23 protein-coding genes are annotated in these 20,574 nt (G+C 71.4%); 18 read left to right on the top strand and 5 right to left on the bottom strand.

Annotation, left to right across the window (positions count from 1 at the left end; all coding sequences use genetic code 11):
- Positions 1-3 precede the first annotated feature (3 nt).
- Positions 4-282: a GlsB/YeaQ/YmgE family stress response membrane protein gene (locus O7610_RS13025; RefSeq protein WP_281551010.1), complete on the top strand. Its 279-nt coding sequence runs from the start codon at positions 4-6 to the stop codon at positions 280-282.
- A 138-nt stretch (positions 283-420) separates the two neighbouring features.
- On the opposite strand, the gene O7610_RS13020 is transcribed toward O7610_RS13025, so the two are convergent.
- The 3 genes from O7610_RS13020 to O7610_RS13010 form a co-directional block, all read right to left on the bottom strand.
- On the bottom strand, positions 421-1,323 hold the full coding sequence (locus O7610_RS13020) for a phytanoyl-CoA dioxygenase family protein (RefSeq protein ID WP_281551009.1): 903 nt from the start codon (positions 1,321-1,323) through the stop codon (positions 421-423).
- A gap of 257 nt (positions 1,324-1,580) precedes the next feature.
- Positions 1,581-2,471, bottom strand: a complete 891-nt coding sequence (locus O7610_RS13015; protein ID WP_475051923.1) for a hypothetical protein — start codon at positions 2,469-2,471, stop codon at positions 1,581-1,583.
- Positions 2,472-2,623: 152 nt separating this feature from the next.
- Entirely contained in the window at positions 2,624-3,424 is an 801-nt protein-coding gene (locus O7610_RS13010) for an enoyl-CoA hydratase-related protein (RefSeq protein ID WP_281551008.1), read from the bottom strand.
- 17 nt (positions 3,425-3,441) lie between these two features.
- On the opposite strand from O7610_RS13010, the gene hemW reads away from it, so the two are divergent.
- A complete protein-coding gene (gene hemW, locus O7610_RS13005) occupies positions 3,442-4,665 on the top strand; it encodes a radical SAM family heme chaperone HemW (RefSeq protein WP_281551007.1) in 1,224 nt (407 codons plus the stop codon).
- A gap of 88 nt (positions 4,666-4,753) precedes the next feature.
- Here hemW and O7610_RS13000 read toward each other — a convergent pair whose 3' ends face one another.
- Positions 4,754-5,323 (bottom strand): DUF4870 domain-containing protein, encoded by a 570-nt coding sequence (locus O7610_RS13000; RefSeq protein WP_281551006.1) that lies wholly within the window; start codon positions 5,321-5,323, stop codon positions 4,754-4,756.
- Between the two features lie 382 nt (positions 5,324-5,705).
- Here O7610_RS13000 and hrcA point away from each other — a divergent pair, with 382 nt between their 5' ends.
- The 9 genes from hrcA (at position 5,706) to era (ending at position 13,489) form a co-directional block, all read left to right on the top strand.
- A complete protein-coding gene (gene hrcA / locus O7610_RS12995) occupies positions 5,706-6,728 on the top strand; it encodes a heat-inducible transcriptional repressor HrcA (protein ID WP_289213380.1) in 1,023 nt (340 codons plus the stop codon).
- Positions 6,729-6,798: 70 nt separating this feature from the next.
- A complete protein-coding gene (gene dnaJ / locus O7610_RS12990; RefSeq protein WP_281555662.1) occupies positions 6,799-7,932 on the top strand; it encodes a molecular chaperone DnaJ in 1,134 nt (377 codons plus the stop codon).
- Between the two features lie 42 nt (positions 7,933-7,974).
- Positions 7,975-8,718, top strand: coding sequence for a 16S rRNA (uracil(1498)-N(3))-methyltransferase (locus tag O7610_RS12985; protein WP_281551004.1), 744 nt, complete (start codon positions 7,975-7,977; stop codon positions 8,716-8,718).
- 70 nt (positions 8,719-8,788) lie between these two features.
- Positions 8,789-9,139 (top strand): histidine triad nucleotide-binding protein, encoded by a 351-nt coding sequence (locus O7610_RS12980; protein WP_281551003.1) that lies wholly within the window; start codon positions 8,789-8,791, stop codon positions 9,137-9,139.
- A 128-nt stretch (positions 9,140-9,267) separates the two neighbouring features.
- Entirely contained in the window at positions 9,268-10,326 is a 1,059-nt protein-coding gene (locus O7610_RS12975; RefSeq protein ID WP_281551002.1) for a PhoH family protein, read from the top strand.
- A 17-nt stretch (positions 10,327-10,343) separates the two neighbouring features.
- Positions 10,344-10,811: an rRNA maturation RNase YbeY gene (ybeY, locus tag O7610_RS12970; RefSeq protein WP_278170664.1), complete on the top strand. Its 468-nt coding sequence runs from the start codon at positions 10,344-10,346 to the stop codon at positions 10,809-10,811.
- Positions 10,808-12,214 carry a hemolysin family protein gene (locus tag O7610_RS12965; RefSeq protein ID WP_289213379.1) on the top strand — a complete coding sequence of 469 codons (1,407 nt, stop codon included), beginning with the start codon at positions 10,808-10,810 and terminating at the stop codon, positions 12,212-12,214. The genes ybeY and O7610_RS12965 overlap by 4 nt, the downstream gene beginning before the upstream one ends.
- Entirely contained in the window at positions 12,207-12,587 is a 381-nt protein-coding gene (locus O7610_RS12960) for a cytidine deaminase-like protein (protein ID WP_289213378.1), read from the top strand. The genes O7610_RS12965 and O7610_RS12960 overlap by 8 nt, the downstream gene beginning before the upstream one ends.
- Positions 12,584-13,489: a GTPase Era gene (era, locus tag O7610_RS12955; RefSeq protein ID WP_289213377.1), complete on the top strand. Its 906-nt coding sequence runs from the start codon at positions 12,584-12,586 to the stop codon at positions 13,487-13,489. Before O7610_RS12960 ends, era begins: the two co-directional genes overlap by 4 nt.
- Positions 13,490-13,516: 27 nt before the next feature.
- Here the strand turns inward: era and O7610_RS12950 are convergent, their stop codons facing one another.
- Positions 13,517-14,317: a DUF4097 family beta strand repeat-containing protein gene (locus O7610_RS12950; RefSeq protein WP_289213376.1), complete on the bottom strand. Its 801-nt coding sequence runs from the start codon at positions 14,315-14,317 to the stop codon at positions 13,517-13,519.
- 129 nt (positions 14,318-14,446) lie between these two features.
- Here O7610_RS12950 and recO point away from each other — a divergent pair, with 129 nt between their 5' ends.
- From recO to O7610_RS12915, 7 genes are all read left to right on the top strand, one after another.
- Positions 14,447-15,223: a DNA repair protein RecO gene (gene recO, locus O7610_RS12945; RefSeq protein WP_281550997.1), complete on the top strand. Its 777-nt coding sequence runs from the start codon at positions 14,447-14,449 to the stop codon at positions 15,221-15,223.
- Positions 15,220-16,026, top strand: coding sequence for an isoprenyl transferase (locus tag O7610_RS12940; RefSeq protein WP_281550996.1), 807 nt, complete (start codon positions 15,220-15,222; stop codon positions 16,024-16,026). Before recO ends, O7610_RS12940 begins: the two co-directional genes overlap by 4 nt.
- 312 nt (positions 16,027-16,338) lie before the next feature.
- Positions 16,339-16,614 carry a hypothetical protein gene (locus tag O7610_RS12935; RefSeq protein WP_289213375.1) on the top strand — a complete coding sequence of 92 codons (276 nt, stop codon included), beginning with the start codon at positions 16,339-16,341 and terminating at the stop codon, positions 16,612-16,614.
- Between the two features lie 109 nt (positions 16,615-16,723).
- Positions 16,724-17,812, top strand: coding sequence for a FecCD family ABC transporter permease (locus O7610_RS12930; protein WP_289213374.1), 1,089 nt, complete (start codon positions 16,724-16,726; stop codon positions 17,810-17,812).
- Between the two features lie 67 nt (positions 17,813-17,879).
- A complete protein-coding gene (locus O7610_RS12925; RefSeq protein ID WP_289213373.1) occupies positions 17,880-18,869 on the top strand; it encodes an ABC transporter substrate-binding protein in 990 nt (329 codons plus the stop codon).
- Complete coding sequence (locus O7610_RS12920; RefSeq protein ID WP_289213372.1) at positions 18,866-19,699, top strand: ABC transporter ATP-binding protein; 834 nt, start codon at positions 18,866-18,868, stop codon at positions 19,697-19,699. The genes O7610_RS12925 and O7610_RS12920 overlap by 4 nt, the downstream gene beginning before the upstream one ends.
- Positions 19,696-20,394, top strand: coding sequence for a class I SAM-dependent methyltransferase (locus tag O7610_RS12915; protein WP_289213371.1), 699 nt, complete (start codon positions 19,696-19,698; stop codon positions 20,392-20,394). The genes O7610_RS12920 and O7610_RS12915 overlap by 4 nt, the downstream gene beginning before the upstream one ends.
- Positions 20,395-20,574 lie beyond the last annotated feature (180 nt).

Here is a 20,574-nt window from a genome sequence, read left to right as displayed (position 1 = left end):
AAGATGAGCGTCATGGGCATCATCACCGCACTCATCGTCGGCCTCATTATCGGTGCGCTCGGCCGTCTGGTCGTGCCGGGCAAGCAGAACATCCCGATTTGGTTGACTATGCTGATCGGCGTCGGTGCCGCCCTGCTGGGCACTGTCATCGCCCGTGCCGGCGGCTTCGCCAGCACCGCCGGCTTCGACTGGCGGGAGTTCTTCGTGCAGGTGATTCTGGCCGCGGTCGGTGTGGCACTGGTCGTCGGGGTCGGTGGCCGCCGCAGCATGAGCCGGTACTGACTGGCCGGGTCGACTGGCCGAGCGCTCGGGCCGACGGACTGACCGCGCGATCGACAGCTGACGGCACCTGGTCCGTCGTCGGCGCCCATCCCCGGCACAGGCGGGGCGGATGCCGACGACGGACCCGGTGACCGCTGGTCAGCGCAGCCAGGGGATGCTGCGGTCGAGCAGCTCACGCTCCTTGAGTTCCTTACGGAGCGGGATTTCGTCGTCGATGTAGCCGTCCCAGTTGATGCCCCAGTAGTTCGCCGTGTGGGTGCCTTCGCCGAGCAGCTGTCGCTGCACCGGGGTCCGGTTCGCCCACCACTGGCCGTCCTTGTCGACATGCAACTCGTCCAACGGGCGGATCCAGCGGTACGTGTACCCGATGAACAGCATCTTGCGGGTGATCGTGGACAGGTTGGTCGACCGGGAGTGCCATTGCCGGCGGTCGAAGATGAACGCGTCGCCCGGGTTGGCGGTGATCTCGACCGTACCCTCGGGATCCGGGTTGTGCACGGTGAGGTCGGCCGGGCGGGGCAGGGAGTTGCGCAGGTGGCTGCCGGGGATCACCTTGGTGGCGCCGCGGCCGGTCTCCGACAGGTCGGACAGGACGTAGGCCACCTTCAGCGAGAACATCGGCCGGGGCAGGTTCGGGTCCATCGTCTCCGGGTCGGAGTTCTGCCGGTAGCCGTCCTGGTGCCACCCCCAGTACGGCTTCTCCGGCTCCAGCGCCGGTGGGGTGACGTCGAGATGGTTGTGGTGGGTGTAGATGTTCCAACCGGCCAGCCCCCACATGTAGGGGAACGCGATCGGATGGGTGAGCAGGTCGCCGAAGAGTTCGTCGCGGTCCAGGAAGCCCAGCAGGTGCAGGGTGCCGTCGGCGGTGGTCTTACCGGCGGCCTTCTCCTCGGCGTACACCCGGTCGACCGCGGCCTCGAGTGCCGCTCGGTGGTCCTCGGTCAGCACATTGCGCAGCAGGAGGAAGCCCTGCTCGTGGAACTCCTTGCGGTCGATGTCGCTGATCGCTTCGTAACCGGTCCGCCCGCCGTAATCGAACACAGCTTTCCCGTCCTGTCGGTGGTGCGCCCATTTGGGCCTGGCGGATGCCGATCCTAGCCCGCCTCTCGGCCGGCCCGCCCGGGCCCGATTGTCAGCAATTCGCGGGCCGTGTGGTCGGCCACAGTTGATCGCACGTGAGGTGTCGGGGCACGCACTTTCGGTACAGGAGCATCGTGCGAGATGTCCGGATTGTATAATTTGCCGCATGTTGCGCTAACTGTCAGTTAAGATGTGCAACCAGGGGGCAGTTGTCGACGTCAGGCGAAGACCTCCGCCATCACCCGCCCGGTCTCGATCTCACTGCCGGAAATCGACGACCAACTGCCGCCTTCCGCAGTCCATTCCTGATCGCCGAACGTGACCCTTTTGACGCCGTGATCAGTGGCATGGGAAACCAGCCAGTGCGCATATCGCCACCCGGCCTGTGTGTTCTCTGCCGGAACGCTCAGTGACGGCGTGGTCGGTCCCGGCAGCAGCGACTCCAGCCCGCCCCAGTCCAGCCGCAGACCGTCCGTGAGCGCCGCCGTCGCCTCGGCACCCCGCATCACCGGATCCTGGGTCACCGTGCAGGCGACCGCGCCGGTGGCCTCGCCGAGCAGCGCGGCTGTGAGCACCTGCGACTCGTCGGTCCACTTCTCGTACGCCTCGGGGAAGGCCGACCGCTGGACCGCCTGGGCGGCGTCGGTGACCCGCATGTCCTGCCAGCCCCGGATCCGTTCCAGGCCGGCGTAGAACGCGTTCGTCGCGTACCTGGTGTCGCGAATCTGTTCGACCGTGCCCCACCCCTGGCTGGGTCGCTGCTGGAACAATCCGACCGAGTCCCGGTCACCGCCGGTCAGGTTGCGCAGCTTGGACTCCTGGAACCCGGTCGCCAGCGCCACCACCACGGCACGCGGCGGCAGCCCGCGCTGCACTCCGATCGCCGCGATGGTGGCGGCGTTCGCCATCTGCTCCGGATCGAGCGTCACCCGGCGCAACTGGCCGTCGCCGGCCCCGGGCATGGAATCGGGCAGCTCGACGGTGCAACCCCGATAACCACCGGGCAACGCGAAATCGCCGATCCACCGGCCCAGGCCGACCCCGCCCAACAGGGCGATTGCCGCCAGCACGGCGACCAGCACCAGCACCGTCCGAGCCCGCACCGTCACCCCCACGCGTATTGCTGGGACCTTTGGTACACCAGGGACGGTTGTGTCGTCCAGCGGGAGAGGGCCCCGCGCGCTTGCCGTACCCGACCCTTACGCCGTACGCCTCGGCCCCGTACGCCGGACTTACCCCGTTTCGGGGCGAGTATCCGTGCTCACCGTCCCGGCAGCCAGCTCGGGTCGCGTTTGTCGCGGAACGCCCGTACGCCCTCGCGGCCCTCGTCGGAGAGGAAGTATCCGGTGGAGAGCTCGCGCAGCTCGGCCGTCTCGGCCCGGATGTCCGTCGGCGGAGTGCGCCGGAGCAGCTGCTTGGTGCCGGCCAGGGCGCCCGGAGCGCCCCGGACGAGCGCGGCGCAGCTCGCCGTCACCGCGGCGTCCAGCTCCCCGGCCGGTACGGCGGCGCTGACCAGACCGATCTGCGCCGCCCGGGCACCGTCGAACGGTTCACCGGTGAGGTACAGCTGCGCCGCCGCCCGTGGCTGCAGCCGGCGCAGCACGGTGGCGGAGATCACCGCCGGGACCACTCCGAGCCGTACCTCGGTGAAGGCGAAGGTGGCCGCCGCGTCGCAGATCGCGATGTCGGCCGCGGCGATCAGCCCCAGCCCGCCGGCCCTGGCCGGGCCGCCGACCCGGGCCACCACCGGTTTGGGACATTCCCACATCGCCGCCAGTACGTCGCCGAGCATCCCGACCGGCACCTGCCGGGTCGCGTACGCCTCAGCGGTCTCCTTCAGGTCGGCACCGGAGCAGAAGACCGGCCCGGTGTGGCTCAGCACCACCACCCGGACCTGCGGGTCGGCGACCGCTGCGGACAACGCGGCGAGCAGGTCGGTCATCAGCGGGGTGGACAGCGCGTTGCGGTTGCCCGGGCTGTCCAGGGTCAGGGTGGTGATCCCGGCGGCGGTGGCCGTGCGGATCAGTGGCTGCGCGGACCTGGTGGGTCGGGGCTCATCCATGCCGGCACACTAGTCCCATGCCAGGAGCACCACCCGCCGGTACGCCGGTGCCCGCCGACGGGGCGCTACCGCCATCCGCGCTCGCCCGTAGCGGCCGGCGCGGCTTCGGGGTCTATCTGCATGTGCCGTTCTGCGCCACCCGCTGCGGCTACTGCGACTTCAACACGTACACGCCTGCCGAACTCGGCGGCAGCGCACCGGTCGGGGAGTACCTGGACGCCGTGCTGGCCGAGCTGGAGCTGGCCGCGAAGGTCCTGGCTGACCGGCCGCCTCGGCAGGTGGACACGGTCTTCGTCGGCGGCGGCACGCCGAGTCTGCTGCCCGCCGACGCACTGGCCCGGCTGCTCGACGCGATCGACGCCACCTGGGGGCTGGCCGCCGACGCGGAGGTCACCACCGAGGCCAACCCCGAGTCGGTGACGCCGGCGTCGCTGCGGGCGCTGCGCGCCGCCGGCTACACCAGGGTGTCGCTCGGCATGCAGTCGACCGCGGCGGCGGTGCTCGCCGTGCTGGACCGCCGGCACGCGCCGGGCCGCGCGGTCACCGCCGCCCGAGAGGCCCGGGAGGCCGGGTTCGAGCACGTCAATCTCGACCTGATCTACGGTACGCCGGGGGAGAGCGCGGCGGACTTCGACGAGTCGCTGGCGGCGGTGGTGGCGGCCGGGGTGGACCACGTCAGCGCGTACGCGCTGATCGTCGAGGACGGCACCCGGTTGGCGGCCCGGATGCGGCGCGGCGAACTGCCGTACCCCGACGACGACGTCGCCGCCGACCGCTACCTCGCCGCCGAGTCGGCCCTGAGCGGCGCCGGATTCGACTGGTACGAGGTGTCGAACTGGGCACGGTCGGACGCCGGCCGGTGCCGGCACAACCTGTTGTACTGGACCGGCGGCGACTGGTGGGGGCTCGGGCCGGGGGCGCACAGCCACGTCGGCGGGGTCCGCTGGTGGAACGTGCGGCATCCCCGGTCGTACGCCGAGCGGCTGGCCGCCGGACGGTCGCCCGGCCACGGCCGGGAACTACTCACCGACACCGAGCAGCAGTTCGAAGAGGTGATGCTGGGGCTGCGTCTGGCCAGCGGGCTGCCGCTGGCGCGCCTGGCCCCGGCCGGCCGGGTCGCGGCCCGGCGGGCCGGCGACGACGGACTACTCGACCCCGAAGCGCTCACTGCCGGGCAGGCGGTACTGACCCTGCGTGGCCGGCTGCTGGCCGACGCGATCGTCCGTGACCTGCTGCCGTGAAACCGCTGCTGGGCGACCTTCCGTGGGTGGCCCGTTGTCACCACCGGTGACGCCCCCGGAGCCGGTACGGATCCGGGGGCGAGCGGCGTCACTTGATGAAGTTGGCGGACATCGGGTACTTGTACAGCGTTCCCTCGTTGGCCTTCACGCCCGCGATGATCCCGAAGATGATCTGGATCGCGAACACCACCAGGCTGGGGATGAAGAACAGGCACCAGCTGACGAAGAGCAGCACGAAGGCGATCGCCGACCAGAGGATCTGGAAGTTGAGCGCGGCCAGCGCATGCGCCCGTACGGCCGGTGACTGCTGACCCTTGACCAGGTAGGCGATCAGCGGGCCGACGAAACCGAGCGGTCCGAAGCTGATGAACGCGCCCAGGGCGCCACCGAAGTGGGCGATCAGCGCCCAGGTCTTGTCGTCGTTGGTGGCGTAGCCGGACGGGGGTTGACCTCCGTACGCCGGACCGCCGGGCGGGAAACCGCCGGGCGGGGGGTATCCGCCGGGGGGCGGGCTCGCGCCGCCGGGCGGCGGGGGGTATCCGGGAGAGGAGGCCTCGCCCGGCATCGAGTAGGACGCTGGAGGTGGCGGCGGGGAGTTGGGGTCCTGCGGCATGCCGCCGGGACCGTACTCCCCTGGTGGGCGAGGTGGTTCAGTCATGCCCGACACGGTAGGGGGAGGGATCAAGCCGCGCCAGTTAGCCCCGCCGACGAATTTCCCGTCCGGGTAGGCCGTCTCCGCTGGTCGGTCGGCTTGCGCTGGGTTGGCCGGCCGGCCTTACGATGCCCGCCGGCCGACCGATCCGAGCCCGAGCGAACCGCCCGATCCGACAGGGTGAGTGCGTTTGGTGACATATCGCCCGGTACGCCCCCGCCCGGCGAACTGATCATCGCCGGCCCGGCCCGATCGACGTATGCTGGCACTCACAACCGGCGAGTGCCAGCAACGGCGTCCGTCGTCGGTCCGGCCACCCAGCGGCCGCCGTGACGGCCGGGACCGTAGCCTCGGACCGGTCCGACCGGTGTCAGCGGAGGAGGTGCAGATGGGTCTCGACGACCGCAAACTCGACGTGCTCCGGGCGATCGTCGAGGACTACGTCGCCACCCAGGAGCCGGTCGGCAGCAAGGCGCTGGTCGAGCGGCACCAGCTCGGGGTGTCACCGGCGACCGTCCGTAACGACATGGCGGTGCTGGAGGAGGAGGGCTACATCCGGCAGCCGCACACCAGCGCCGGGCGGGTCCCGACCGACCGTGGCTACCGGTTGTTCGTCGACCGGCTGTCCCGGGTGAAACCGCTCAGCCCGGCCGAGCGCAGGGCGATCGAACGTTTCCTCGCCGGCGCCGTCGACCTCGACGACGTCGTGCACCGCACCGTCCGGCTGCTCGCCCAGCTCACCCGCCAGGTCGCGGTGGTGCAGTACCCGAGCCTGGCCCGGTCGTCGGTCCGGCACCTGGAACTGGTGCCGATCTCGACCACTCGGCTGATGCTGGTCCTGATCGTCGACACCGGCCGGGTCGAGCAGCGACTGGTGGAGCTGCCGGCCCCGATCAGTGCCGACGACGTGACCGACCTGCGTCGGCTGGCCAACGAGAAGCTCGACGGTTGTCGGCTCTCCGACACCCCGCCGTTGGTCCAGGCGTTGGTCGACGAGGTGCCAGCGGACCTGCGACCGGCGATGACCACGCTTTCGACGGTCCTGCTGGAGACGCTGGTCGAGCGGCACGAGGAACGCCTCGCCCTGGCCGGGACCGCTAACCTGGCCAGAGGGGGACTACTCGACTTCCAGGGCTCCCTGCGCCCGATACTGGAGGCACTGGAGGAGGAGGTCGTCCTGCTCAAACTGATCGGCGAGGTGGAGCCGAGCACCCTGCGGGTCCGCATCGGCGACGAGAACGAAATCGACAATCTGCGGGCCGCATCCGTGGTCAGCACCGGTTACGGTCCGGGCACTGTCATGGTCGGTGGCCTCGGCGTGCTGGGGCCCACCCGGATGGACTACCCCGGCACCATCGCCACGGTTCGCGCCGTGGCACGCTACGTCGGCGATCTGCTGGCGCAGAACTGACCGGCGGGCAGGATCAATACGACCCGGCGAACTGCACATGCGAGACTGACACATGAGGACACCAGACGCAGTGGCCAAGGACTACTACGGGATTCTCGGCGTGAGCCGGGACGCCTCCGCTGACGACATCAAGCGGGCCTACCGCAAGTTGGCCCGGCAGTACCATCCGGACGTCAATCCGGATCCGGTGGCGGCTGACAAGTTCAAGGACATCAACGCCGCGTACGAGGTGCTCTCCGACGACCAGAAGCGGCAGATCGTCGATCTCGGTGGCGACCCGTTGGCACCCGGCGGCGCGCCCGGCGGCGGCCCCGGCGGGGCCGGGCCCTTCGTCGGCTTCCAGGACATCATGGACGCCTTCTTCGGGGCGGCGGCCGGCTCCCGTGGGCCCCGGTCGCGGACCCGCCCCGGCGCCGACGCGATCCTGCGCCTCGAGCTCGATCTGACCGACACCGCGTTCGGCGTCGAGGCGCCGATCACCGTCGACACTGCGGTGATCTGCACCACATGCTCCGGCGCGGGCACCGCGGCCGGCACCCACCTGGCGACCTGCGAGGCGTGCGGCGGGCGCGGCGAGGTGCAGTCCGTGCAACGGACCTTCCTCGGCCAGGTGGTCTCGTCCCGGCCCTGCGTCGCCTGCCAGGGCTACGGCACCGTCATTCCGCACCCCTGCACCACCTGTTCCGGCGACGGCCGGGTGCGGACCCGACGTTCGCTGACCGTCAAGATCCCCGCCGGGGTGGAGGACGGGATGCGGATCCGGCTGGCCCAGCAGGGCGAGGTCGGGCCGGGCGGGGGCACCGCCGGTGACCTGTACGTCGAGATCCACGAGCGGCCGCACGACGTCTACTCCCGCAAGGGTGACGACCTGCACTGCCGGGTCACCGTGCCGATGACCGCCGCGGCGCTCGGCACCCGGCTGACCATCCGGACCCTGGACAGCGACGAGCCGGTGGACGTCAAGCCGGGCACCCAGCCGGGTGCCACCCTGCGGCTGCGTGGGCGCGGCGTGCCGCATCTGCGCGGCACCGGCCGCGGCGACCTCTACGTGCACCTCGACGTGCGTACCCCGACCAAGCTCGACGCGGAGCAGGAGCGGACGCTGCGGGAGTTCGCCAAGGCCCGGGGCGAGGAGGTCGCCGAGCTGACCAAGCAGGGCGGGTTCTTCTCCCGGATGCGCGACGCGTTCAACGGCCACGGCTGACCCGACGCCGGCCGCCGAGCAGCAGCGGAGAACCGATCCGACGTGAGCGCCCCACTGTTTCTCGTCGAGCGCCTGCCGACCGGGCCGGGTCACACCCTCGACGGGCCGGAGGGCCACCACGCCGCCACGGTGGTCCGGCTGCGCCCGGGTGAGCGGTTGCGGCTCGCCGACGGGCGCGGCGGTGTCGCCGACGCGGTGGTCGAGGCCGTCGGCCGGCACCAGCTCGACCTGCGGATCACCGACACCGGGCAGGTCAGCGCCGCCGACCCCCGGCTGGTGGTGGCGCAGGGCATTGCCAAGGGCGACCGGGGCGAGCTGGCGGTGCAGGCGATGACCGAGGTCGGGGTTGACGAGATCGTCCCGTGGGCGGCCGCCCGCTCGGTGACCCGCTGGCGCGACGACCGTGGTGCCCGCGCCCGGCAACGATGGGTCGGCACCGCGCGGGAGGCCACCAAACAGGCCCGCCGGCCGTGGCTGCCGACGATCGGCGGGTCCGACCAGCAGCCGGCCGAGCCCACCGACGCGGTCGCCGCCCGGTGCGCGGCGTCGGCCGCCAGCTTCGTCCTGCACGAGTCGGCGCAGCAGCGGCTGGCCGTCGCCGACCTGCCGACCACCGGGTCGGTGCTGCTGGTGGTGGGGCCGGAAGGCGGGATCGACGACGCCGAGCTGGCCACCTTCGTCGACGCCGGGGCCCGGCCGGTGCGGCTCGGCCCGGCGGTGCTGCGGACGTCGACCGCCGGTGTCGCGGCACTCGCCCTGCTCTCCGGTCGGCTGGACCGCTGGTAGCGCGGTGGTTGAGGCGCTGGTGGCGCGGCGGTGGACCGGCCGGACCCCGGTCACCGCTACCATCCGTCGGGTGAGCGACAGCTGTGTCTTTTGCCGGATCGCCGCCGGGGAACTGCCGACCACCCTGCTGTACGACGGGGTCAACACGGTCGCGTTCCGGGACCTCCACCCGCAGGCACCCACCCACGTACTGGTGATACCGAAGCAGCACCACCCCGACGTCGCCGCGCTTGCCACGGCCGACCCCGCCGTCGCGGGCGAGCTGCTGGCCACGGCGGCCGCAGTGGCGCAGGCCGAAGGGCTCGCTGCGGACGGCTTCCGGTTGATCTTCAACACCGGCCGGTACGCCGGTCAGGAGGTGTTCCACGTGCACGCCCATGTGCTCGGCGGAGCACCGCTCGGTCCGCTGCTGTCCCGGTGACAACCGGCGGAAATGGAGCCGCTGCGCCGGGCGTTGAGCGGATACGATGGCAGCAAGTCCGCCCGCCACGGCCGACCGGGTCGGGGCGCTGAAATGGAAGCAGGTGCGAAAGGCCGTCAGGCCGACCCATGACCGGCACTCCACCTCCCGGGCAGGCCCGGGTGCAGACCAGGATCACCGTCCCGGACCAGCAGATCATGGTCAACCTGCTCGGCGCAGGCGACGAGATCCTGCGGCTGGTCGAGCAGTCCCTCGCCAGCGACGTCCACGTACGCGGCAACGAGATCACCATCACCGGTGTGCCGTCGGACAACGCGGTCGCCGAGCGGCTGTTCAGCGAGCTGCTCGAGCTCATCGCCAAGGGCGAGACGCTGACCACCGACGCGGTCCGGCGTACCGTCGGCATGCTGGCGCAGGGCGGCAGTGAGCGCCCCGCCGACGTGCTCACCCTCAACATCCTCTCCCGGCGCGGGCGGACCATCCGGCCCAAGACCCTGGGCCAGAAGCGGTACGTGGACGCGATCGACGCGCACACCATCGTCTTCGGCATCGGCCCCGCCGGCACCGGCAAGACCTACCTCGCGATGGCCAAGGCGGTGCAGGCACTGCAGGCCAAGCAGGTCAACCGGATCATCCTGACCCGGCCGGCGGTCGAGGCCGGTGAGCGGCTCGGCTTCCTGCCCGGCACGCTCTACGAGAAGATCGACCCCTACCTGCGTCCGCTCTACGACGCGCTGCACGACATGCTCGACCCCGACTCCATCCCGAAGCTGATGGCGGCCGGCACCATCGAGGTCGCGCCGCTGGCCTACATGCGGGGTCGCACCCTCAACGACGCCTTCATCATCCTCGACGAGGCGCAGAACACCACCGCCGAGCAGATGAAGATGTTCCTGACCCGGCTCGGCTTCGGTTCCCGGATCGTGGTCACCGGCGACATCACCCAGGTCGACCTGCCCGGTGGCACCTCCAGCGGGCTGCGTACCGTGCGGGACATCCTCACCGGCCTGGACGATGTGCACTTCGCGCAGCTGTCCAGCACCGACGTGGTGCGCCACCGGCTGGTCAGCGACATCGTCGACGCGTACGCCCGGTGGGACGCCGACCGCGAGGCACAGCAGAATCAGGGCGTCCACGCGGTCCAGGGCCGGACCGCCCACGGTGGCCGGGCGAACCGGCGCCGATAGAGCTTCGGGAGAGACACGTGTCCATCGAGATCGCCAACGAGTCCGGAATCGACGTCGACACCGACGCGGTGCTCGCCGTCGCCCGTCACGCGCTGGACGAGATGGGCGTCAACCCGCTCGCGGAGCTGTCGGTGCTGCTGGTCGACCAGGACTACATGGCCGAGCTCAACCACCGCTGGATGGGCAGCGACGGGCCGACCGACGTGCTCGCCTTCCCGATGGACGAGGGCAGCGTCGACCACGGTCCGGGCGAGTCGAGCCCGGACGAGCCGGGCCTGCTCGGCGATATCGTGCTCTGCCCGGAGGTGGCCGCCAAGCAGGCGGCCACCGCCGGGCACGCCGCCGCCGACGAGCTGCACCTGCTCACCGTGCACGGGGTGCTGCACCTGCTCGGCTACGACCACGCCGAGCCGGACGAGGAACGTGAGATGTTCGAGTTGCAGGCTCGCCTGCTCTACAGCTGGAAGGAAGCCCGGGCCACGTGAACTCTGGCCATACCACCGGCACCCCGCTGGCCGCCGCTGCGACAGCCACCGGGCTGCCGGACCTGCAACTGTTGGTCATCGCCGCCGGTCTGGTGGTGCTGGCCGGAATCATCGCGATGACCGAGGCGGCGCTGGTCGTCGTCTCGCCGGCCCGGGCCGCCGAGCTGGCCCGCGACGGCAGCCGTTCCGCCCGGGCCCTGCAGATCGTCGCCGCGGACGCGGTCCGGCACGTCAATCTGCTACTGCTGCTCCGGCTGCTCTGCGAGCTGACCGCCACCACCCTGGTCGCGCTGGTCGCCGTCGACACCTTCGGCGCCGGCTGGACGGCGGCACTGGTCACCGCCGGGGCGATGACCGTGGTCAGCTTCGTGGTGGTCGGCGTCGGTCCGCGTACGATCGGTCGCCAGCACGCCTTCGTCGTGGCGCGGGCGACCGCGCCGCTGGTCCGCGGCCTGGGCCGCGCCCTGAACCCGCTGGCCTCGCTGCTGATCCTGATCGGCAACGCGGTGACCCCGGGCAAGGGCTTCCGGGAAGGCCCCTTCGCCACCCAGATCGAGCTGCGGGAGCTCGTCGACCTCGCCGAGCAGCGCGGTGTCGTCGAGCACGGCGAGCGCCAGATGATCCACTCGGTGTTCGCGCTCGGCGACACCATCGCCCGCGAGGTGATGGTGCCGCGGACCGAGATGGTGTGGATCGAACGGCACAAGACGCTGCGCCAGGCACTGGCGCTGTTTCTGCGGTCCGGCTTCTCCCGGATCCCGGTGATCGGCGGCAACGTCGACGACGTGGTGGGCATCATCTACCTCAAGGACGTGGTCCGTCGGGCCCACGCGGTCGGGCCGGGCAGCGACGAGGTCCCGGTGGTCGAGCTGATGCGCCCGGCGACGTTCGTGCCGGAGTCCAAGCCGGTGGACGACCTGCTCTCCGAGATGCAGGCCGCCCGTACCCACCTGGTGATCGTGGTCGACGAGTACGGCGGCACCGGGGGACTGGTCACCATCGAGGACATCCTGGAGGAGATCGTCGGGGAAATCACCGACGAGTACGATGTCGAGCGGCCGCCGGTCGAACGACTCGACGACGACCGGGTCCGGGTGACCGCCCGGCTGCCGGTCGAGGACCTCGGCGAGCTGTTCGACGTGGAGATCTCCGACGACGAGGTCGAGACGGTCGGCGGGTTGATGGCCCACCTGCTCGGCCGGGTGCCGATCCCCGGTGCGGAGGTCACCGTCGCCGGCCTCCGGCTGGTCGCCGAGGGCACCACCGGCCGGCGCAACCGGGTGGACACCGTCCTGGTACGTCGGACCGTCGACCAGCCGGCCGAGCCGTCGGCCGAGCACACCGCCGACGGCAAGGACCACCGTCATGCCAGAGCAGAGGAAAGGCAGCACGCAGATGCCTGAGTCGCCGTCGGCCACGCCGACCGGGTCGGAGCCGGAGCCGCAGCTCAGCGCCGAGGACAGCAAGCTGGTCGTGCTGGCCCGCAGCGCCCGGGCCCGGATCGGGGCGGCTGAGGGCGCCGCCGTACGGGACCAGGACGGGCGTACCTACGCCGGCGCTAACGTCGCACTGCCGTCGCTGACGCTGACCGCGTTGCAGCTGGCGGTCGCGTCGGCCGTCGCGTCCGGAGCCACCCGGCTGGAGGCCGCCGCCGTGGTCACCGAAGCCTCCACCTTGGATGGTGCCGGGCACGCGGTGGTGCGGGACCTGGCCACCGACGCCCCGGTCCACGTCGCTGCCCCGGACGGCACACTGCTCGGCACGGTACGCCAGTGAGCTCGCGCGGATCGTCTCCGCTGGAAACCTTCCGGGCCGGCTTCGCCTGTTTCGTCGGCCGCCCGAACGCCGGCAAGTCGACCCTGACCAACGCGATCGTCGGGCAGAAGATCGCGATCACCTCCAGCAAGCCGCAGACCACCCGGCACGTGATCCGGGGCGTCCTGCACCAGCCGCAGTCGCAGCTGGTCCTGGTCGACACCCCGGGGCTGCACCGGCCGCGGACGCTGCTCGGCGAACGCCTCAACGACCTGGTCCGCCAGACCTGGAGTGAGGTCGACGTGATCGGGCTGTGTATCCCGGCCGACGAGCCGGTCGGCCGGGGCGACCGGTTCATCACCGGGGAGATCGCCGAGCTCAAGGCGACGGTGGTGGCGGTGGTCACCAAGACCGACCTGGTCGACCGGCACCGACTCGCCGAGCAGCTGCTCGCGGTCAGCGAGCTGGGTGACTTCGCCGACGTGGTGCCGGTCAGCGCCGCCACCGGCCACCAGGTGCAGACCCTGGTCGACGTGATGACCGGCCACCTGCCCGAATCTCCCCGGCTCTACCCGGACGACATGCTCACCGACGAGCCCGAGCAGGTGCTGATCGGCGAGCTGATCCGGGAGGCCGCGCTGGAGGGCGTACGGGACGAGCTGCCACACTCGATCGCGGTGATCGTCGAGGAGATGCTCCCAGAGGATTCGCTGATCCGGATATACGCTGACATCTACGTCGAGCGGCCGAGTCAGAAGGCGATCGTCATCGGCGCCGGCGGTAGCCGGCTGCGCGACGTCGGCACCCGCTCCCGCAAGGAGATCGAGGAGCTGCTCGGCAGCCGGGTCTACCTCGACCTGCACGTCCGGGTGGCCAAGGACTGGCAGCGTGACCCCCGGCAGCTGCGCAAACTGGGCTTCTGACCTGGTGTCTTCGGGAGGTTCTCCTGATCAGTCCCGGTTGCGATCGATGGTGATGCTCCCGCTGCCGGTCCGTGCGTCGATCAGATGCTCGCCGTCCGGATCGTCCGGCACCCGTACGTCGGCCGATCCGGATCCGGTCTCGGTACGGATCCGGTAGCTACCCGCGGGCACGGTGACGTGCACCGACCCACTGGACGTCTCGGCGCGCACCGGACCCGGGTCGTCAAGGGTGAGTGCCACCTTCCCGGAGCCGGTGGTCGCGACCACGCCATCGCCGCTGAGATCGCGGCCGTCGATGGAGCCGGAACCGGTGTGCAGCTCCGCCGGACCGGACAGCCGGTACGCGGTGATGCCGCCGGAACCGGTCCGCGCGTCCACCCGACCAGTAGCCCGGTCGATGGTGATGCTCCCCGATCCGACCCGGACCGACACGTCCGACACGTCGAACAGCATCAGCTGGCCGGAGCCGTTCTCACCCTCGACCGAGACGCCCGGGGGCGCGACGATGTCGTACGACACGTCGCACCGCCAGCCGCACGACGTGTCCAGTTCGAGCACCGTCCCGTCAATCCGGTAGGTCCGACCCGGCTCGGAGCGCTGGTAGCGGACGACCCGCTGGATCTCGACCGTGTCACCGGGCCGGGTCCGCACCAGCACGTCCCCGTCGCCGGATTCCACGATCCGTACGGCGGTGATCGGGACCGTCTCGGTGTCGTCGAAGTCCTCCTGGTGCCAGGCAAGCGGTGCGCACGCGGCCGAGGCGACGGCCAGCAGCGCGAGGGTCGACGCGGCGGCGAGTGCGGTGGTCGTGGTACGGGCGCGAGTCATGCCGGTGACGCTACGAGCGCCACCGGCGGGGCACATCCGGCACGGCCACGGATCTGTCCCGGATCGCGACCCTGAGTCCGCATCAGGGCCGGTCGCCGGCACGCCCGGTCGGCGCGGGACAATGACCGGGTGCCCGGATACCGCCGCCAGCTCTACCGCGACGACGCGGTGGTGCTCCGCGTACAGAAACTGGGCGAGTCCGACCGGATCATCACCCTGCTGACCCGCCGGCACGGCCGGCTGCGGGCGGTGGCCCGGGGGGTACGCCGGACGACCTCCCGGTTCGGTGCCCGGCTGGAGCCGTTCGGCCACGTCGACCTGCAGATCGCCGGGAACCCGGACGGGCCCGGTAGCTCACTGCACACGGTCAGCCAGGTCGAGGGGCTGCACCTGTACGGCAAACGGTTCCTGGCCGACTACCCGCGCTACACGGCCGCCAGCGCGATCGTCGAAACCGCCGAGCGGCTCACCCCGGTGGAGCGGGAACCGTCGCTGCGGCTGTTCCAGCTCACCCTCGGCGCGCTGCGGGCACTGGCCGAGGGCGACCACGCCGGCACCCTGGTGCTCGACGCGTACCTGCTGCGTGGGATGGCCCTCGCCGGCTGGGCGCCGGCGCTGCGCGACTGCGCGGTGTGCGGCACCAAAGGCCGGCACCGGGCGTTCTCCGTACCGGCCGGGGGGTGTGTCTGCCCGGACTGTCGACCACCCGGCGCGGCCCACCCGGCCCCGGCCACCATCGACCTGATGGCCGCCCTGGCCACCGGCGACTGGCAGGTGGCGGACACGTCGGAACCGGCCACCCGACGGGAGTGCAGCGGGCTGGTGGCGGCGCACCTGCAGTGGCATCTGGAGCGCGGGTTACGCTCGCTGCCGCTGGTCGACCGTTCCCAGGAGACGCAACCATGACCAAGGGCAGGGGCCTGCGCCCGCCGGTGGCACCCACTCCGCACCCGTCCGGGGCCCGGCCACCGGCGTTGCCGAAGCAGGCGCTGCCCGACCACGTGGCGATCGTGATGGACGGCAACGGCCGGTGGGCCAAGGACCGTGGTCTGCCCCGCACCAAGGGGCACGAGCAGGGGGAGTTCTCGCTGTTCGACACCGTGGAAGGCGCGATCGAGCTGGGGATTCCGTACCTGTCGGCGTACGCCTTCTCGACGGAGAACTGGCGCCGCTCGCCGGACGAGGTCCGCTTCCTGATGGGCTTCAACCGTGACGTCATCCGCCGTCGCCGCGACCAGCTGGTCGACCTGGGGGTACGGGTGGTGTGGTCCGGGCGGGCGGGCCGGCTGTGGAAGAGCGTGATCTCCGAGCTGCAGACCGCCGAGGAGATGTCCCGGCACAACAGCACGCTCACCCTGCAGTTCTGCGTCAACTACGGCGGCCAGGCGGAGATCGCCGACGCGGCGGCGGCGATCGCCCGGGACGTCGCGGCCGGCAAGGTCGACCCGGCCCGGGTCAACGAGAAGATGCTGGCCCGCTACCTCTACCACCCGGAAGTGCCCGAGGTGGATCTGTTCCTGCGTCCGTCCGGCGAGCAGCGGACGTCGAACTTCATGCTCTGGCAGTCGGCCTACGCCGAGCTGGTCTTCCTGGACACCCTCTGGCCGGACTTCGACCGGCGGCACCTGTGGTACGCCTGCGAGCTGTACGCGCAGCGGGACCGCCGGTTCGGCGGCGCCCTGCCCAACCCGGTGGCCCCGCAGGGCTGAACGCGACCCGGCCCGGCGCGCCGCCGGGCTGTCTGGAAAACCGGGTGCGCCGGGGGACCGCACCGGTTAGCGTGACGGTCATGCGCTTCTGACGCCCTCTTTTTCGCAGTGCCGCGACCGCTCGGCGGTCGCCGTCGATCCGTGCCGTGCGGGTTCCCGCCGCCGGTCGACACTGCGGGCGTCACGGCGTCTCCGGCTGGCTGGTCCCGTCATCGTGGACCGTCGTCGGTGACTGCGGCGCCCGCCTCCCGCATCTCACCCGTCACCGCCGCGGGTTCGCGTGGCGGTTCGCAGCCAGGAGGTCTTTCCCGCATGGCGCAACGACCAGAACAAGACACGACGACGCCCCGGTTCACCGTGCCCGACAACGCCCCGAGTGACCTCGCGTTGCCCGAGGTCGCTCTGTCCGAGATCGATCTGCCCGAGGTCGCGCTGCCTGAGGACGCGCTGCCCGCCGAGGGTCGGCGCGCTGCCCGCGCGCTCGCGCCGGGCTCCGGCCCGCAGACCAGGAGCGCCCGCCCGGACCGGCTCGCCGGTCGCGGTCAGCGCGCCGGCAAGGGCCGCAACTACCAGTTCCGGCGCAGCTGACCGACGCCGAGGTGAACAGTGCCTCACCGCCTTCCGGATCCGCTGATCTTGCTGCTAGCTTTTGCCATAACTTTGCAAGAGCAACAGATCGGCGTACGGGGGTGGGGCGATGGCGGCGGCCACCCTGTCGGCAGCCCGCAGCGACCTGCTCGGCGTCGCCGCACAGCGCCGCCGGACCGGGATCTGGCTGGTCGCGCTGACCGTCGGGCTGGTGGCCACCGCCGTTGTGGCGGTCGGCTCCGGTGCCATCGGGATCGCCCCGACGACCGTCGCCGCCATCATCGGCAACCAACTCGTCGGACTGCCCGTTGAGGCGACCTGGAGCCTTCCGGAGCAGGCCATCGTCTGGCAGGTCCGGCTGCCCCGGGTGCTGCTCGGCATGCTCGTCGGTGCCGGGCTGGCGGTGTGCGGAGTGGCGTTGCAGGCGATGGTCCGCAACGTGCTCGCCGACCCGTACCTGCTCGGCATCAACTCCGGAGCGTCCAGCGGCGCGGCGGCGGCGATCCTGTTCGGGGCCGGTGCCGGCTTCGGCCAGTACGCCCTGTCCGCCAGCGCTTTCATCGGCGCCCTCGCCGCGTCGCTGCTGGTCTTCCTGATCGCCCGTAGCGGCGGCCGGGTCACCTCGATCCGGTTGCTGCTGTCCGGAGTCGCCGTCGGCTACGCGCTGTACGCCACCACCAGTTTCCTGATCTTCGCCTCCGGGTCGGCCGAGGGTGCCCGATCGGTGATGTTCTGGCTGCTCGGGTCGCTGGGGCTGGCCCGCTGGGACGCGCTGCTGGCGGTGGCCGCCGTCGTGCTGGTCGGGACGACCGGGTACCTGACAATCGTCGGCCGGCGACTGGACGTGCTCGCCATCGGCGACGAGACCGCGCAGACCCTCGGCGTGTCACCGGACCGGTTCCGACTGCGCCTGCTGGTGCTGGTCTCGCTGAGCGTCGGCGTGCTGGTCTCCGCCGCCGGCAGCATCGGCTTCGTCGGCCTCGTCGTGCCCCACCTGGCCCGGCGGCTCGTCGGCGCGCCACACGTACGGGTGGTGCCGGTGGCCGCCCTGCTCGGCGCGATCCTGCTGGTCTGGGCCGACGTGCTGGCCCGGGTCCTGCTGGCCCCCCAGGAGATCCCGATCGGGATCATCACCGCGCTGCTGGGCGCACCCTTCCTGCTGGTTTTGATCCGCCGCCTGCACGCCGCGTCCGGGTGACCACCGGGCCTGCCCGAGCACCGGGTCCAACTGGGCCCCCGAGTTTGCCGAACAGTCGAGGAGCACCATGAGGACAAGCCGTACCACCGCCGTCGCGGCGGTCTCCGCCGCCGTGCTGCTCGCCGCCGGATGCGGCGAAGCCGGTGCCGACCCCACCCCGGACGCGGCCGACGGCTACCCGGTGACCGTCACCAACTGCGGCGTCGACGTCACCTTCGACGCCGCGCCGGAACGGGTCGTGCTGCTCAAGAGCGCGGCCGTGCCGTACCTGCACGCGCTCGGCGTGATGGACCGGGTCACCGCCCGGGCAGGGCAGTACCCGGCGGAGTACTACGACGAGGCGACCCTGTCCGAGCTGGACCGCGTCCCGCTGCTGACCGACAAGACCGACACCAGCGGCCACCTGCAGATCTCCAAGGAAGTGGTGATCAGCCAACAGCCGGACCTGGTGCTCGGCGAGGTGGACAACCTGTCCCGGGACACGCTGTCGGCGGTGGACATCCCGCTGCTCGAGGAGCCGGCGATGTGCCCGGGAAGCACGGCGGTGCCGACCTTCGACGACATCTACGCTCAGATGCGGACCTACGGCGAGGTGTTCGACCGGGCCGACGAGGCGGCTGCGGCGGTCACCGCGCTGGAAGAGCGGATGGCGCAGGTGCAGGCCCAGGCCGAGGCGGGCTCCGGCCGTACGGCCGCGGTGCTGTACCCGACCGTCGGCGGCGGTGTCACCTACGCGTACGGCACCGCCAGCATGGCGCACCCGCAGCTGGAGGCGGCCGGGTTCCGCAACGTCTTCGACGACGTACCCGAACGGGTCTTCGAAGTCACCGTGGAGGAACTGCTCGGCCGCGACCCCGACGTGCTGGTCCTGCTGTACAGCGACGGCGACCCGGCCGCCGTCGAACAGGGCCTGACCGGGCTGCCCGGGGCGGAGAACCTGGCCGCCGTGCGCAACGGCGACGTGCTGACCCAGCTGTTCAACTTCACCGAGCCGCCGACCCCACTGTCCATCGACGGACTTGAACGGATTGTGCAGCACTTCCAGGCCGAGTCGTGATCACCGCGACCGAGGTCTCCTGGCGCTACGGCGCCAACCCGGTGATCGACGGGGTCAGCGTGACCGCCCGACCGGGCCGGGTCCTCGGGCTGATCGGCCCGAACGGCAGCGGCAAGACCACCCTGCTGCGCCTGCTCCACGGTGCCCTGCGCAGCGGCGGTGCCGGGCGTAGTGGTGGTGGCGGTGCCGGGCGTAGTGGTGGTGGTGCCGGGCGGGTCGTGGTGGACGGGGACGAACTTGCCAGCCTGCCGTCGCGGGAGGTCGCCCGCCGGCTGGCCGTGGTGGTGCAGGAGGCCGGCGGCGCGGACACCGCGCTGACCGTGGCCGAGCTGGTGCTGCTGGGCCGGGGTCCGCACCTGTCGACGTTCCAACGGACCAGTCGGGCCGACCACGAGATCGTGGCCCGGTGCCTGGCCCGGGTCGGTGCCGCCCACCTGGGTGCCCGCGCGTTCGCCGGGCTGTCCGGCGGCGAACGCCAACGGGTGCTGATCGCCCGCGCTCTCGCCCAGCAGGCCACCCATCTGCTGCTCGACGAGCCGACCAACCACCTGGACATCCGCTACCAGCACGAGGTCCTGCAACTGGTGCGGGACCTCGGCACCTGCTCCATCGTCGTACTGCACGACCTGAACCTGGCCGCCCGCTACTGCGACGACCTGGTGCTGCTCGGCGACGGCCAGGTGGCGGCCGCCGGCAGCACGGACGAGGTGCTCGACCCGGCGGTGCTCGAACCGGTCTACGGGATCGGCATCCGGCGGCTGGACCTCGACGGAGCCATCCACCTGCTGTTCCGCCCACACGAGGCGACCGAGGAGAGGACCGCGGCATGACGGCCGTACAAGACCGGATCAACGCGTACTGGACCGGCCGGGCGCCGGGCTACGACGAGTACGTGCAGCGCCCTGAGCGGTTCGCCGTCGACCAGCAGGCCTGGTCGCAGGTCTGGGCGGCGGCACTGCCGCCGGCACCGCTGGACGTGCTCGACGTCGGCACCGGCACCGGGCAGGCGGCCATCGTGCTGGCCGGCCTCGGCCACCGGGTCACCGGCATCGACCTGTCCGAGGGGATGCTGGAGCGGGCCAGGCACCACGCCGCCGCGATGCCCGACGGCCCGGTCATCGCGTACGGCGACGCCGTCGCACCGGACTTCCCGGTGGCCAGCTTCGACGCGGTGACCAGCCGTTACCTGATGTGGACGCTGCGGGAGCCGCAGGTTGCCGTGGCCAACTGGGTACGCCTGCTGCGCCCCGGCGGCACCGTCGCCGTGGTCGACAGCACCTGGTTCCCTGACGGGCTGGACAACGCCTCGGAGAACTTCGCCGACCACTACGACAGTGCGGTGCGCTCGGCGCTGCCGCTGGCCACCGCGAAGTCCATCGACCAGACCGTGGCGGTGCTGGAGCGGGCCGGTCTGCGTGATGTCGCGGCCGTACCGCTGACCTCGATCTACGAACTCGATCAACGGTTCGGCGTGGCACCCGATCACGAGCTCAAACTGCAGTACATCGTCACCGGTCGTCGCTGACGGTCGCGAGCCGAGTGGGGTGACGGGGTCAGCGGAGTCGGTCCCCTCACCCCCGGCCGTTCAGGAGGAAACAGTTCGAGGTCGCCTCCAGCGACTGAAAGGCCCTCATTCGAGATCAGCACCATGTACTCGCGCCCGTTGCGCGTGAAGTGAACGCAGCCATGGGTACGGCCGATCTCG

The sequence above is a fragment of the Solwaraspora sp. WMMA2065 genome (assembly GCF_030345075.1).
Taxonomy (GTDB): Bacteria; Actinomycetota; Actinomycetes; order Mycobacteriales; family Micromonosporaceae; genus Micromonospora_E.
The sequence above is the reverse complement of the archived record's forward strand: the minus strand, read 5'-3'. Positions and strand labels throughout refer to the sequence as shown.